The 14316-nt window shown below is 70.8% G+C and carries 10 protein-coding genes and 1 riboswitch; of the genes, 6 read left to right on the forward strand and 4 right to left on the reverse strand.

What is annotated here, in order from left to right; all coding sequences use genetic code 11:
• Positions 1-130: 130 nt before the first annotated feature.
• Together ABZ861_RS13020 and ABZ861_RS13025 are read left to right on the forward strand one after the other, a co-directional pair.
• Positions 131-2077 (forward strand): 2-oxoacid:acceptor oxidoreductase subunit alpha, encoded by a 1947-nt coding sequence (locus ABZ861_RS13020; protein WP_361628298.1) that lies wholly within the window; start codon positions 131-133, stop codon positions 2075-2077.
• A complete protein-coding gene (locus tag ABZ861_RS13025) occupies positions 2067-3119 on the forward strand; it encodes a 2-oxoacid:ferredoxin oxidoreductase subunit beta (RefSeq protein WP_361628301.1) in 1053 nt (350 codons plus the stop codon). The genes ABZ861_RS13020 and ABZ861_RS13025 overlap by 11 nt, the downstream gene beginning before the upstream one ends.
• A 130-nt stretch (positions 3120-3249) precedes the next feature.
• Here the strand turns inward: ABZ861_RS13025 and ABZ861_RS13030 are convergent, their stop codons facing one another.
• Complete coding sequence (locus ABZ861_RS13030) at positions 3250-3603, reverse strand: helix-turn-helix domain-containing protein (RefSeq protein WP_361628657.1); 354 nt, start codon at positions 3601-3603, stop codon at positions 3250-3252.
• A gap of 259 nt (positions 3604-3862) precedes the next feature.
• Here ABZ861_RS13030 and ABZ861_RS13035 point away from each other — a divergent pair, with 259 nt between their 5' ends.
• From ABZ861_RS13035 to ABZ861_RS13045, 3 genes are all read left to right on the forward strand, one after another.
• A complete protein-coding gene (locus ABZ861_RS13035) occupies positions 3863-4717 on the forward strand; it encodes an SDR family oxidoreductase (RefSeq protein WP_361628304.1) in 855 nt (284 codons plus the stop codon).
• Between the two features lie 174 nt (positions 4718-4891).
• The gene (rarD, locus tag ABZ861_RS13040) at positions 4892-5893 is read left to right on the forward strand and encodes an EamA family transporter RarD (protein ID WP_361628307.1); all 1002 of its coding nucleotides are present in this window, start codon (positions 4892-4894) and stop codon (positions 5891-5893) included.
• A 169-nt stretch (positions 5894-6062) separates the two neighbouring features.
• Entirely contained in the window at positions 6063-8552 is a 2490-nt protein-coding gene (locus ABZ861_RS13045; protein ID WP_361628310.1) for a DUF4157 domain-containing protein, read from the forward strand.
• Positions 8553-8634: 82 nt separating this feature from the next.
• Here the strand turns inward: ABZ861_RS13045 and ABZ861_RS13050 are convergent, their stop codons facing one another.
• The 3 genes from ABZ861_RS13050 to ABZ861_RS13060 form a co-directional block, all read right to left on the reverse strand.
• Positions 8635-9420: a hypothetical protein gene (locus tag ABZ861_RS13050; RefSeq protein ID WP_361628313.1), complete on the reverse strand. Its 786-nt coding sequence runs from the start codon at positions 9418-9420 to the stop codon at positions 8635-8637.
• 590 nt (positions 9421-10010) lie between these two features.
• The gene (locus ABZ861_RS13055; protein ID WP_361628316.1) at positions 10011-11261 is read right to left on the reverse strand and encodes a DUF2092 domain-containing protein; all 1251 of its coding nucleotides are present in this window, start codon (positions 11259-11261) and stop codon (positions 10011-10013) included.
• A 664-nt stretch (positions 11262-11925) separates the two neighbouring features.
• The gene (locus ABZ861_RS13060; protein WP_361628319.1) at positions 11926-12936 is read right to left on the reverse strand and encodes a polyprenyl synthetase family protein; all 1011 of its coding nucleotides are present in this window, start codon (positions 12934-12936) and stop codon (positions 11926-11928) included.
• A gap of 628 nt (positions 12937-13564) precedes the next feature.
• A riboswitch (cyclic di-AMP (ydaO/yuaA leader) is annotated at positions 13565-13770 on the forward strand.
• A 3-nt stretch (positions 13771-13773) separates the two neighbouring features.
• Between ABZ861_RS13060 and ABZ861_RS13065 the strand changes: the two genes are divergently transcribed.
• Positions 13774-14265 (forward strand): transglycosylase SLT domain-containing protein, encoded by a 492-nt coding sequence (locus tag ABZ861_RS13065; protein WP_361628322.1) that lies wholly within the window; start codon positions 13774-13776, stop codon positions 14263-14265.
• Positions 14266-14316 lie beyond the last annotated feature (51 nt).

A 14316-nucleotide genomic window follows, 5' to 3' on the forward strand; every position in this document is an offset into this window, starting at 1 on the left:
CCGTCTCAGAGGTGCGTCCAGCATGCGAGTGGCGCACAGTGGGCGAACCGGACGGTCGTAGGGTTGGAATCGGGAAATACACCATAAAAAGGTCGTTCCCACACAGCCGCCTCGAAGGAGGTCCAGTTCAGTGACCAGCCAGGTCAGCAGTCCAACGGAGCAGGCCGATGGAGCCGTCCTAGGGGATCAGAGCGAGGCGGCGGGAACGAAGGACGTGCGGCGCCTGAACCGGGTGATCATCCGGTTCGCGGGCGACTCGGGCGACGGCATGCAGCTCACTGGTGACCGGTTCACCTCGGAGACGGCGTCGTTCGGCAACGACGTCTCCACCCTGCCGAACTTCCCCGCCGAGATCCGCGCCCCCGCCGGCACCCTGCCGGGCGTCTCCTCGTTCCAGTTGCACTTCGCCGATCACGACATCCTGACCCCCGGGGACGCACCGAACGTGCTGGTCGCGATGAACCCGGCGGCGCTGCGGGCGAACGTCGGCGACCTGCCGCGCGGCGCGGAGATCATCGTCGACGCCGACGAGTTCACCAAGCGTGCGCTGGCCAAGGTCGGATATCAGGCGAGCCCGCTGGAGGACGGCTCGCTGGACGGCTACCAACTGCACCCGGTGCCGCTGACCACGCTGACGGTGGAGGCGCTGAAGGAGTTCGGCCTCTCCCGCAAGGAGGCCGAGCGCAGCAAGAACATGTTCGCCCTGGGTCTGCTGTCGTGGATGTACCACCGGCCGACGGAGGGCACCGAGGAGTTCCTGACGGCGAAGTTCGCGAAGAAGCCGGACCTCGCCGCGGCGAACATCGCCGCGTTCCGGGCCGGCTGGAACTTCGGGGAGACGACGGAGGACTTCGCGGTCTCCTACGAGATCGCCCCGGCCGCCGCGGCCTTCCCGCCCGGGGTGTACCGCAACGTCTCGGGGAACCTGGCCCTGTCCTACGGCCTGATCGCCGCCTCCCGCCGGTCGGGCCTGCCGCTGTACTTGGGCTCCTACCCGATCACCCCGGCCTCCGACGTCCTGCACGAGCTGTCCAGGCACAAGAACTTCGGCGTGCGCACCTTCCAGGCGGAGGACGAGATCGCCGGCATCGGCGCCGCGCTCGGCGCGGCCTTCGGCGGCAGTCTGGCGGTGACGACCACCTCCGGCCCCGGCGTGGCGCTGAAGTCGGAGACCATCGGGCTCGCGGTCTCGCTGGAGCTGCCGCTGCTGATCGTGGACGTGCAGCGCGGCGGCCCGTCGACCGGGCTGCCGACCAAGACCGAGCAGGCCGACCTGCTCCAGGCGATGTTCGGCCGCAACGGCGAGGCCCCCGTCCCCGTCGTCGCCCCGGCGACCCCCTCGGACTGCTTCGACGCCGCCCTGGAGGCCGCCCGGATCGCGCTGGCCTACCGCACCCCGGTCTTCCTGCTCTCCGACGGCTACCTGGCCAACGGCTCCGAGCCCTGGCGCATCCCCGACCCCGAGGAACTGCCCGACCTCCGCGTCGAGTTCGCCCACCGCCCCAACCACACGCTGGACGACGGCGCCGAGGCGTTCTGGCCCTACAAACGCGATCCCGAGACCCTGGCCCGGCCGTGGGCGATCCCGGGCACGCCGGGCCTGGAGCACCGCATCGGCGGCATCGAGAAGCAGGACGGCACCGGCGACATCTCCTACGACCCCGCCAACCACGACCTCATGGTCCGCACCCGCCAGGCCAAGATCGACGGCATCCAGGTGGCGGACGTCGCGGTCGACGACCCGGGCGCCGCCGACGGCGACGGGGCGAGACTGCTGGTCCTGGGCTGGGGGTCGACGTACGGCCCGATCACCGCGGCGGTGCGGCGGCTGCGGGCGGCCGGCGAGCCGATCGCCCAGGCCCACCTGCGCAGCCTCAACCCCTTCCCCAGGAACCTCGGCGAGATCCTGCGGCGCTACGACAAGGTGATCGTCCCGGAGATGAACATGGGCCAGCTCGCCATGCTCATCCGCGCCAGGTACCTGGTCGACGTCCGCTCCTGCACCCAGGTCAACGGCATGCCGTTCAAGGCCGAGACGCTCGCCGCCGCGCTGAGGGAGACCCGCGATGCCTCTTGAGTCCCTGTCCCTGGTGCCCAAGGCCCAGGCCGAGCAGTCCATGAAGGACTTCAAGTCCGACCAGGAGGTCCGCTGGTGCCCCGGCTGCGGGGACTACGCCGTCCTCGCCGCCGTCCAGGGCTTCCTGCCCGAGCTGGGCCTGGCCCGGGAGAACGTCGTCTTCGTCTCCGGCATCGGCTGCTCCTCCCGCTTCCCCTACTACATGAACACCTACGGGATGCACTCCATCCACGGCCGCGCCCCCGCCATCGCCACCGGCCTGGCCACCTCCCGCCGCGACCTGTCCGTCTGGGTCGTCACCGGCGACGGCGACGCCCTCTCCATCGGCGGCAACCACCTCATCCACGCCCTGCGCCGCAACGTCAACCTCAAGATCCTGCTGTTCAACAACCGCATCTACGGCCTCACCAAGGGCCAGTACTCGCCGACCTCCGAACTCGGCAAGGTCACCAAGTCCACCCCGATGGGCTCCCTGGACGCCCCCTTCAACCCCGTCTCCCTCGCCCTGGGCGCCGAGGCGTCCTTCGTCGCCCGCACGATCGACTCCGACCGCAAGCACCTCACCGAGGTGCTGCGGCAGGCCGCGGCGCACCGGGGCACCGCCCTGATCGAGATCTACCAGAACTGCAACATCTTCAACGACGGCGCCTTCGACCCCCTCAAGGACAGACAGCGCGCCGAGGAGGCCATGATCCGCCTTGAGCACGGGCAGCCCGTCCGCTTCGGCGCCGACGGCCTGCGCGGCGTGGTCCGCGACCGGACCACCGGCGACCTCACGGCGGTCACCGTCACCCCGGACAACGAGGCCGACGTCCTCGTGCACGACGCCCACGCGGCCTCCCCGACGACGGCGTTCGCCCTCTCCCGGCTGGCCGACCCGGCCACCCTGCACCACACCCCCGTCGGCGTCTTCCGCTCCGTCGAACGCCCGGTCTACGACACCCTGATGGCCGAGCAGCTCGACACCGCCGTCGCGCAGCGCGGCGAGGGCGACCTCGGCGCGCTCCTGGCCGGCGGCGACACCTGGACCGTCGTCGGCTGACGGTCCCGCGATGGGACGGCGCCGCTCACGCACCGGGCCCGGGAACGCGTCCCCGGGCCTTGTCGTACGGCTGCCGGGCCTCGCCTTACGGCTACCGGGCCTTGTCGTACGGCTGCCGGGCCGCGTCGCGCTACGGCTGCCGGGCGGCGTCGTACGCCTGCCGGGCCGCGTCCACGTCCGCCATCCGGTCCTCGGTCCAGCGGGCGAGCGCGCTCACCTGCACGGCGGCTTCGCGGCCCAGTCCGGTGAGGGAGTAGTCGACGCGCGGCGGGATCACCGGTCGGGCGTCCCGGTGGACCAGCCCGTCGCGGCACAGGGTCTGGAGCGTCTGCGTCAGCATCTTCTCGCTGACGCTCCGGCCGCCCTGCCGATTCACCGCCCGCCGCAGCGCGCTGAAGCGGAGCGGGCCCTCCAGCAGCTCGATCAGCACGAGCACGCCCCAACGACTGGTGACGTGCTCCAGCAGCAGGCGCTGGGGGCACATCCCCGCGCTCGGCGCCGCCGCTTCCCGCACGCCCGCGTCCCGTACGCCCGCCCCGCGCACGCCCGCCTTACGCACGCCCGCGTCGCGCACGGCCGCCTCGCGCATCGCCGCGTCCCTCAGCGGTCGGGCGCCGCCGCTCGGCGCTGTCCGGCTGCTTACCGTCATGCCCGTACCTTACTTTGAAGTGGGTACTTTCCAAAAGTTAGCGCCACTCCTAGGGTTAGTTACAGACGCACACCACCACAGGGAGATCCTTCTCATGAGCATCGTCGTCACCGGAGCCACCGGACACCTCGGCCGCCTCGTCGTCGAGCAGTTGCTGGAAAAGGTCCCGGCCGCAGAGATCACCGCGGTCGTCCGCACGCCGGAGCGGGCCGCCGACCTCGCCGAGCGCGGGGTGCGGATCGCGGTCGCCGACTACGACGCGCCCGAGACCTTCGACGGCCTGTTCGCCGCCGGGGACAAGGTGCTGCTCGTCTCGGGCAGCGAGGTCGACAAGAGCCGGGTCCGCCAGCACCAGGCCGTCATCGACGCCGCCAAGGCGGCCGGCGTCGCCCTGCTCGCCTACACCAGCGCCCCCGCCAGCCTCAAGGCCGCCCTCGCCGACGACCACCGCGGCACCGAGGAGGCGCTGCGCGCCTCCGGCCTGCCGTACACGCTGCTGCGCAACGGCTGGTACAACGAGAACTACACCGAGCAGCTCGCCCCGGTCCTGGAGCACGGCGCCGTCGTGCACGCCGCGGGCGACGGCCGGGTCTCCTCCGCCGCGCGCGCCGACTACGCGGCCGCCGCCGTCGCGGTGCTCACCGGCGAGGGCCACGAGAACAAGGCGTACGAGCTGGGCGGCGACCAGGCGTGGGACTTCACCGAGTTCGCCGCCGAGCTGAGCCGGCAGACCGGCCAGGAGATCGTGTACCGGCCGGTCTCCCCCGCGGAGTACCAGGGCGTCCTGGAGAGCGCCGGGCTGCCGGAGACGTTCGCCTCGATCCTGGCGGGCTCCGACGTCTCCCTGGAGAAGGGCGAGCTGGTCGTCGACACCGGCGACCTGTCGCGGCTGACCGGCCGTCCGACCACGCCGATTGCCGAGTCGATCGCCGCCGCGCTCAAGGGCTGACCCTGCGCGCCTCGTCTCCCTCGCGCCTCGCCGCTCCCGTCTGTCATGACCGTATGGCGATACAGGCATGACAGGCGGGCGGGCCCGGCGCTACCTTCGTGCCTGCCCGCCGGAGTCCGGCGTGGTCGCACCGGGCACGTCGCACCGGGCGCGCGGCGGCATGAGGGAGGGCGCGTGAGCGAGAAGCCGAGCGGCGAGGAACGCATCGGGCTGCTGAACGGGTGCGCGGCCTACGGGATGTGGGGGCTCGTCCCCCTGTTCTGGCCGCTGCTCAAGCCCGCCGGGGCGGCGGAGATCCTCGCCCACCGGATGGCGTGGTCCCTGGCGTTCGTCGTCGTGGCGCTGCTGGTCACGCGGCGCTGGGCGTGGGCGGCGGAGCTGCTGCGCCAGCCGCGCCGGCTCGGTCTGGTCGTGATCGCCGCCGCCGTGATCACCGTCAACTGGGGCGTCTACATCTGGTCGGTGAACAGCGGCCACGTCGTGGAGGCGTCCCTCGGCTACTTCATCAACCCGCTGGTCACCATCGCGATAGGCGTGCTGCTCCTGAAGGAGCGGCTGCGTCCCGTGCAGTGGGCCGCGGTCGGCACCGGCGCCGCCTCCGTGGTCGTGCTCGCCGTCGGCTACGGCCGCCCGCCGTGGATCTCCCTCTGCCTCGCCTTCTCCTTCGCCGCCTACGGCCTGGTGAAGAAGAAGGTCGGCCTCGGCGGCGTCGAGTCGCTGGCCGCCGAGACCGCGGTCCAGTTCGTGCCCGCCGTCGCCTATCTGCTGTGGCTGTCGGCGCACGGCGGCTCGACGTTCGCCCGCGAGGGCGCCGGGCACGCGGCCCTGCTCGCCTCCACCGGTGTGGTCACCGCGCTGCCGCTGATCTGCTTCGGCGCCGCCGCGATCCGCGTGCCGCTGTCCACGCTGGGGCTGTTGCAGTACCTCGCGCCGGTCTTCCAGTTCCTGCTCGGCGTGGCCTACTTCCACGAGTCCATGCCGGCCGAGCGCTGGGCCGGGTTCGCCCTGGTGTGGCTGGCGCTGACCCTGCTGACCTGGGACGGCCTGCGCACGGCGCACCGCGCGGCCCAGGCCCGCGCCCGCCTCGCCGCGTCCCGCCCGGCGCCCCGGCCCGCGACGCCACTGCCCGCTCCCGCCGAGCCCGCGCGACTGGACTCGAGCGCGGCGGAGTCGTAGACCCCGCGCCCCTGCCCTCTCGGGACTGCCCGCGCCCCTGCCCTCTCGGGACCGCCCGAGCGCTGCCCTCGCAGGACTGCCCGCACTTCTGCCTCTTCGGTCCTTCACCCCGCATTCTCCCTGCGCTATCCATGCAGAAGCTCTGACGGTGCTGCGAGGGAGAACAGTCATGGCCTCACGTGAAGAGACCGACAGGAAACCGAACGTGAGGCGACCTCCTGCCCAGGCAGGCGCCGCCGCGCACCCGGCCGGTCTGCTCGCGTTGCAGCGAAGCGTGGGCAACGCCGCTGTGAGCGCGTGGCTCCAGCACTCCGGCGCGGCGCGGTCGCCGCAGGCGGACCGGGACGACCACCGGCATTCCTCCGGCTGTGGACACACGGATCTCGACGTCACGACTGAGGCGCCTCGGTCAGGGACCCGTTCGCTTGGTCCTCGCCCCTCGACGAGTACGGGGCGGGGAGCCTTCGGTCCAGCAGGCATCACCGCTCTTCAGCGCAGCGTCGGAAACGCGGCGGTGAATCTTCTCGTCAGCCGCCGCTTCGCTGGAGCATCGGCACGGGCCGACGAAGAGACAGAGGAACACGACCATTCCGCGGCCCCCCACGGCGGGAAGCCGCTGACCGTTCACCATGTGCTCCGCTCGGCAGGCAAGCCAATGGACGCCGAACTGCGCGAGGAGATGGAGCAGCGGTTCGGCGACGGCGCCGATTTCAGCCCTGTTCGCTTTCACACGGGACGCGAGGCCGCTCAATCGGCGGAGGAATTGCAGGCCCAAGCGTACACCGTGGACAATCATGTGGTGTTCAACGCGGGTTTCGAACGCGACAAGAAAATCATCGCGCACGAGCTGGCCCACGTCGAGGAGAACGAGAAGGGCAGGTCGTTCAAGTCCGTTGCCTACGGGGACGTCAACGTGTCGGAGGCGAAGGGCCCGTCAGAGGTCGCGGCCGACGCGACGGCCGATCGCGTCATGCGCTCGCCGGTTCCTTCCGCGACGTCGGCCGGCGCCCATGGCCCGAGTGTCTCGCGCAAGAAGACCCAGGGAGGCGGGAGTTCCCTGCCCTCGGATACGTCGAAGGTGCAGCGAGCCCTCAAGGTCGGAGAGCGGGACTTCACGGCGGAGTACCACAATCAAATCGCTGCGGTCCCGCCCCTGCCGCAGCACCATCAGCAGATTCTCTCGAGGCTGACGAACGAGGTGACCTACGCCTTCAACACCGAAGCGGCAGTGAATTTCACGGAAAACGAACGCAGGGCCTTCACCAATGAGGCAGCTAAAATCAAATGGCAGTTGGCGAAGGCCATCGTTGCCCCTGTCGGAGTCAAGAACACCTACCATCCGGTCCTCGACGGCGTGGTCGGGAAGCATCCCGACTTCGGCGCAAAGAATCACGACATCCAAGTCAACAACTACACTGAGCTTGCCCGGAACCTCATGGGCTGGGTTTACGCGAAGGGCAGAAGGAAGGAAGAAAAGGGCGCGGCGCAAGCAATGCACGAGGATGAGAACCTGAACAGTTTCCTCAACGTGTTCCTGAAGCGCATGTTCGCTTACACCAAAGCGGTTCAGACCAACAGGATGATGGACGATCATGATATCGCCGTCATGAAGAACGAACTGCGCAGCGGTCTCGCACACGTGGAGAGGCGTCCTGTCGGAGCGTACATCGCTCACTTCGACGGGGCGATGAACCCGCAGTTCCGCGGGACCCGTCTGGACGCCCGGATCATGGCACGCGGAGGGCTCTACGAGGTCATGAAGCATCCTGAGCGTTTCAACCTCCGCGAGAAGATGATAACCCTGCACGATCTTTCCGAGTACTTCGGTCATTCACGTCACACTCCCCCGACGAAGGGGAAGGAGGCCGTGCCCGAGATCGACGAACTCGATTCATTGAGTACGACACGTGTCGACCACAGGGGTCGCCGGATCGCCAGCACGACGGACCGCGGCCAGAATCCTCTCCTGCACCCTGACGGAGCGCCCAAGCTGGACGATCGAGGCAGGGAGAAAACGCACCCGTCCACACGGAACGAGAACTCCGACACCACCATTCTGGCGCGGTCCAGGAACATGCCGGTCTGGGCAGGACAGTCCTTCACTGCCGCCCGCATGTTCAAAATGGCGCGGGCCAGCGGAGCGACACAGGAGGAGATCGCCGCGCTCGGGTGGGGGATCTTCGCATTCTGGCGCATCGATTTCGACCACACGACGACATTCGCTTACCACACGCTCCACGAAGTGATGGACATCGCCCAGAACTTCGGAGTCAAATACAACATCGACAACCCATACCATTCTTATTCCAAACTCAACGTCTCGCACATCATCGGCAAACTGACAGGGCTCTGGAATCAAGTATCAGGGCTCCACGGCCAAGCTGATCACTATGCCCGCGGGATGGATCGTGCGAGGCGCGACAGGTCCCGCATGTGGACGGACCGGGACGATCGCCTCTTGGCAGAATGCATCCGCATCAGTGAAGACGCCGACAGGCTCCAGCATAAAATACGGCAAAACGGGACTTCCCTGAGTGAATGGGAGGGTCTTTCCGAGGAGAAGCGCACGACGCTTCTCGGGAGGACCGTCGAGAACCTCAAGGACTGGCAATCGGATATCGGCAGCATCCAGCGGAAGCTTGAGAGACTGAGCCGATGATCTCAGGCGCCTGTAAGACACCATCTGCCCCGGCGGCGGCCGAGGGTCTGCGTGATCCGGGCCGTGCCGCGCCGGGGCCTCGTCAGGCAGGCGGCCGGCGGTCCTGGGAGCGGGCGGCGCGTTCGGCGAGGCGGCCCATGCGGGCGCGGGCGGACTCCAGTTGGCCGATCTCGTCGGCGGCCGGGCCGTCCTCGGCGGAGAGCGCGGTCCACAGGTCGATCAGCTCGCGCCCCAGGCGCAGTCCCCGCTCGGGGTCGCGTACGGCCCGCCACGCGGTGGCCGCGCTGCGGACGTCGCCGTAGGCGCTCTCCGCGTCCCCTGCCGCGCGGTGGACGCGGGCCACGTCGAGCGAGAGACGGAAGGCGCGGAGCGGGTCACCGGCCAAGTAGGCGATGTAGGCGGACAGTTCGCGCAGCCGCAGCACCTCCGGATGCTCCGCGCCGAGGGCGCCGGACGCCTGTGCGACGGTACGTTCCGCCAGGGCCGTCGCCTCGTCGATGCGGCCCGCCTTCACGGCCTCGCCGACCCGGGCCGTCGGCTCGGCGAGCAGGGCGGCGCCTCCGCCGGCCGAGCCGCCGGGTTCGTCCCCGAGCACGGCCTCGGCCATGGCGTCGAAGCCACGGGCGGGGGTGGGCACGGGCTTCGGGTCCAGCTCGGGGGCCATGGCGAACGCGGGGGGCGCACTGGGCGCGGGCGCCTTACCGGGCATGGGCGCCGTACCGGGTGCGGGCGCCGTACCGGGCACGGGCGCCCTACTGGGTGCGGGCGCCGTACCGGGCATGTGGACGGCGATCGGCGCCGTCCCCGAGGCCGCCGAGCGCACGGCGTCCCGGTGTTCCCGCTTCTTCCCCCAGCTCAGTCGAGACATCTGCTCCCTCACTCGGATGCGTTCCATCCGGTCGTACGCCTACTGTCGAGTCTCTCCGTCCGCCCGCGCTTCCCACGTCACCGCGGCGTCACAGACTCGCACCAGGAACCGCGATCCGGCCGCCGGGGTCACGCGCGAAGCGCCGTGATCGCCTGGACGGTGAAGGAAGGCGCAGGACGGTGCGAAGAAAAGGGAACGGGCATGCGCCTGGACACGCAGCGCGGACCGGAGATCTGACTCTGCGGGCCGGTCGCCGCCCCGGCCGGCCCCTCCCCCGCGTCCCGTGGCGGCCGGACTGGCGTCTGAGCGACCTGAGCGACTGACCGGCCAGCCCCCGCGCGCGGCCGACTCGCTCGCCCGGCTGACCGGGCAGCACGACTAGGGGGACCCCCTAGGGAGGTCCCCCTGACATACGGCGCCCGGCGTTCCGGATCGCTCAGCCGCTCCGGACTCTTCAGTGGGCCGTCACCGCCGTGCCGTCAGCGGGCCGTCATCGCCGTGCCGCCAGCGGACCGAGGCGCCCGGTCGGCGCGGACCCGCTGGAGGCGGCGTCGACCCGCCGGAGGCGGCACCGACCGCCGCGGCTCGGCTCAGTGGCCCGCGTCGGCCGCCTTGACCAGCATGTCCTTGGTGACGGCGCCGGCGTAGACCTTGCCGTCGTCGGTGATCAGGGCGTTGATCAGGCGGGTGGAGAACACCGTGCCCTTGCCGAACCGCCCGGAGACGTGGTCGCCGAGCGAGCCGAGGAAACCGCCGAGGTCGCCGCCCTTGGAGGCGGAGGCGGACGGCATGCCCCCCTTGGCGCCGGTGTCGAAGACGGCGATCGAGTTCCAGCCCTTGCCGAGGATCTTCGGCCCGTCCTGGGCACCGCCCCACGGCCCGGCGTCCCGGCGCCCGGCGTCCCCGCGGTCCGGCATGCCGTGGCGGAAGGAGTGCTCGCCCGCGGCGGCGTGCTTCTCGTCGGTGACCTTCGCGCCCTTGGGCGGAGTGAAGTCGAACGTGGAGGCCGCGGGCTTGGCGAAGTCGACCTGGGTGAAGCCCGCGTCGACCACCGCCGCCCCGCCGCTCGCCGGGGTGAGCGTGAACTTCAGCGGCAGCCCGGTCTTGGCGTCCACCGCGACGCTGATCACGCCGACCGTGGTGCCGGAGGCGTGCTCGGGCTTGATCACCAGCCGGTAGGCGTCCCGGCCGGCCACCCGGGCGGTGCCGTCGACGCTCACCGAGGTGGTGCCGTCGGCCGCCTTCAGGGCCTGCTCGGCGAAGTCCTTGGGCGTGCCGGGGGCCGCCGACTCCTGGTGCCGGCCCGCGCGCTGGTCCGCGGTCGCGTGGTGGACCTCGTCGGACGCGCTGTCGTAGCTCCAGACGTCCTTGCCGTTGTGGACGACGCTGTACTGTGCGGCGCTCTCGACCAGCGAGACCTTCTGCCGGTCGGGCCCGTCGGCCGCGACGCGCAGGGTGTGCGTGCCGGAGGCCAGCTCGGTCAGCTTGGCGGCCGGGTCGGCCGACGCCCCGTCACCTCCCTTGCCTCCGTTGCCGATACGGGAGGCCAGGCCGCTGGTCAGGCTGCCGAGGTTCGGCAGACCGAGATCCGTGCTGATCTTCACCGTGCCGGACAGCCGCTGCACGTCCGACGCGGCGATCTTCTCGATGAGCTGCTGGGCGGTGATCTTCGGCAGGGAGGGGTCGCCGGAGTCGGCGAGCGCCGGGACGAGGCCGATCGCGGCCGCCGCCACCCCCACCACCGCGACCGGGACGGCGTAGCGTGCGGCCCTGCGGCTCGCCGAGGGCCGGTCGTCGAGTTCTTCGGCGCCCCTGGTCTCGTCGGATTCGTACGGTGCCATGTCTGCCTTACCTCCGTAGTCGGCGGCGGCCGCTCGTCAGCACTGCTCCCACCCCGCGCCGCCATTCTCACCCGATCCGGTGAGGAGTGGTGTGGTCGGTCCCTGCTTTCCATCTGACCAAATCGGCCGCGATAAAGCGTCAGCCCCCGGAGGCAGGTCCGCATACGCCTGCGGGATGACATCCGGTACGCATCCGGGAGGGCGCCGGCGTGCGGCGTCTCAGGGTGGGCGCATGCCCGGCGCACTCCAGGGCGGGTGTCCGCGCTCAGCGCGTTATAGGGGGACGGGCTCCCGGCGCGCTCAGAGGCCGTGCCGCGTCCGGCCCGCACCGGGGGAAGGGGCTTCCGGCGCGCTACGGGAAGCGCGGGGCCTGCGCCGGTCGGGCGCGAGAACGCCGCTCGTCGCCGCCTGCACAGGGCGCACCGGCCTACCGGCCACCCGGCCCACCAGCAGCGGCGGACGCGGGAAGCCGCCCGCCGGGGGCCTCGGGGCGCCGCCGACGGACCGGAGCCGGGTCGGTCCAGCCGACGCGGACGCGGCGTGCCCAGTCGCTCCAGCCGACACGGCGGAATCGGTCGGCCCAGCCGAAGCGCCGCGTACCCGGCCGGTCCAGCCGACCCCGCGTACACGTCACTCCGGCCGACGCGCCGCGTATCCAGTCGGGCTAGCCGGCCCGGTGGACCACCGCGTCGCACAGTTCCCGCAGCGCCGTCTTCGCGTCGCACTCGCGCAGCGGGGCCAGTGCGGCCCGCGCGTCCTCCGCGTAGCGCACGGTGTCGCGGCGGGCGTCCGCCAAGGCCGGGTGCGCCCGCAGCTTCGCGAGGGCCTCCGCGTGCCGCGCGTCGTCGGTCAGGTCGGACTCCAGCAGCTCGCACAGGGCGGCGTCCTCGGCCAGCCCGAGCCGGGCCGCGCGTTCGCGCAGGCGCAGCACCGGCAGGGTCGCGATGCCCTCGCGCAGATCCGTGCCCGGGGTCTTGCCGGACTCGCGGGAGTCGGAGGCGATGTCCAGCACGTCGTCCGCGAGCTGGAAGGCGACGCCCAGCCGCTCCCCGTACTGCGTCAGGACGTCCACGACCCGCTCGTCGGCGCCGGACATCATGGCGCCGAACCGGCAGGAGACGGCCACCAGCGATCCCGTCTTGCCGCCGAGCACGTCCAGGTAGTGGTCGACCGGGTCCCGGCCGTCCTGCGGGCCCGCCGTCTCCAGGATCTGCCCGGTGACCAGCCGTTCGAACGCCAGCGCCTGCACCCGGACCGCCTCGGGGCCGAGGTCGGCGAGGATCTGGGAGGCGCGGGCGAACAGGAAGTCGCCGGTCAGGACCGCGACCGAGTTGCCCCAGCGGGTGTTCGCGCTGGCCACCCCGCGCCGCACCGCGGCCTCGTCCATCACGTCGTCGTGGTACAGCGTCGCCAGGTGGGTCAGCTCCACGACCACGGCCGACGGCACGACCCCCGGCGCGTACGGGTCGCCGAACTGCGCCGCGAGCATCACGAGCAGCGGCCGGAAGCGCTTCCCGCCCGCCGTGACCAGGTGCTGCGCGGCCTCCGTGATGAAGGGGACCTCGCTCTTGGTGGCTTCGAGCAGCCCTTCCTCGACAGCCGTCAATCCGGCCTGGACATCGGCTTCGAGAGCCTGGTCCCGCACGCTCAGTCCGAACGGCCCGACGACGGTCACGAGGGGTCTCCTGTCTTCTGGTGTCTGCTGGCGCCTACACGGTTCGTCGATAGGTCGTTGCCATCAGTCGAGTCAGCGTATCCGGTCACGTTTCGATCACCGCCAGCGCCTGTCGTTACAGGCCGGGCGGCAGGGGATCACGCCCGGCATGGGATCACGCCTGGCATGGGGTCGATCACTCCGTAGGAACTGGTGCCTGTCGACGCGCCTTTCCTCGCCCGCGGCGACGCCCGCGCGTGCGCCCGCCCACAGATGTTCCCGTATGCACGGGCCATAACCTCACTCGATGTGACAGCCGTCACACGTCTTCGCGCCCCGCCTTCGCACCCGCCGCCCCACCCCCTTCGATCCAAAGTCCGATTTAACCGTATTGCCATTTCCCCTCCCCTTAAGGGGCAATTGGGCTCAGCCCCATCAAACCGTGACTTGGGTCACGTCCGACCCTGGACGCCGCGCGCCCCGCCCACCCTTTCCCGCCTTCGCCCGTATGCCAGTTGACCCTTGGCGACTGCAAAGGATCTAGTACCCCATACGCCTCAGACCAAGGTCAAATAGGACTTGTACGAATCCGGCACTTGTTCAGGACATGTGCTCTCGCATACGTTCCGCCCTGCCGGGTGGACGCCGAATCCTGCCACCGCCCGAATCCAACGACCGAACACTCTTGGCAGGAGCGGGGGACCCAGGTAAGTCGCCGCGCCGGAACGCCTACGCCGTCTCACGGTTGAGGCCGCTCCGGAGCGGCTCGGGGTGAAGCCGCGTCCGCACAGGACGCGGCCGGGCACCTCCCCGCCCGAACCCGACAGCTCACCTCGCAGGCGACGGAGAGGAATTCCCATGCTTGGAAACGGTCTTCGCCGCGCCCGCACCGCTCGTCTCGTCCGCACCCTCGCCATCAGCGGCACGGGCGCCGGTGTGCTCGCCCTCCCCCTGATCGGGGCGGGCTGCGCCTCCGCCGCCACCCCGGCCACCGCTCCCGCCGTCAAGACGGCGGTCACCATCGGCTACCCGAACACCCTCGACGGCTGGATCCGCGCCTCCCTCGCCGTCATGGCCCAGAAGCACATCCCGGGCACCTACAACGGCATCTACCGCAACGTCATACGCGAGTCGTCCGGCAACCCCAGGGCCATCAACCTCTGGGACTCCAACGCCCGCGCCGGCATCCCGTCCAAGGGCCTGCTCCAGGTCATCCAGCCGACCTTCACCACGTACCACGTGAACGGCACGTCCTGGGACATCTACGACCCGGTCGCCAACATCACCGCCGCCTGCAACTACGCGGCCCACCGGTACGGCACCATCGACAACGTCCACGGCGCGTACTGACCCGCACGGCCCGGCCGAGGGACGCCCCGTCCCCGGCCGGCGCCGCCGACC

Source organism: Streptomyces sp. NPDC046985 (assembly GCF_040644415.1).
GTDB lineage: Bacteria > Actinomycetota > Actinomycetes > Streptomycetales > Streptomycetaceae > Streptomyces.

Bases quoted from the DNA above. Each gene is read 5' to 3' on its own strand.
- ABZ861_RS13035 (WP_361628304.1), top strand. From the start codon at position 3,863: ATGAGCATCGTCGTCACCGGAGCCACCGGACACCTCGGCCGCCTCGTC.
- ABZ861_RS13025 (WP_361628301.1), top strand. From the start codon at position 2,067: ATGCCTCTTGAGTCCCTGTCCCTGGTGCCCAAGGCCCAGGCCGAGCAG.
- ABZ861_RS13045 (WP_361628310.1), top strand. From the start codon at position 6,063: ATGGCCTCACGTGAAGAGACCGACAGGAAACCGAACGTGAGGCGACCT.
- ABZ861_RS13055 (WP_361628316.1), bottom strand. From the start codon at position 11,261: ATGGCACCGTACGAATCCGACGAGACCAGGGGCGCCGAAGAACTCGAC.
- ABZ861_RS13065 (WP_361628322.1), top strand. From the start codon at position 13,774: ATGCTTGGAAACGGTCTTCGCCGCGCCCGCACCGCTCGTCTCGTCCGC.
- ABZ861_RS13030 (WP_361628657.1), bottom strand. From the start codon at position 3,603: ATGTGCCCCCAGCGCCTGCTGCTGGAGCACGTCACCAGTCGTTGGGGC.
- ABZ861_RS13050 (WP_361628313.1), bottom strand. From the start codon at position 9,420: ATGTCTCGACTGAGCTGGGGGAAGAAGCGGGAACACCGGGACGCCGTG.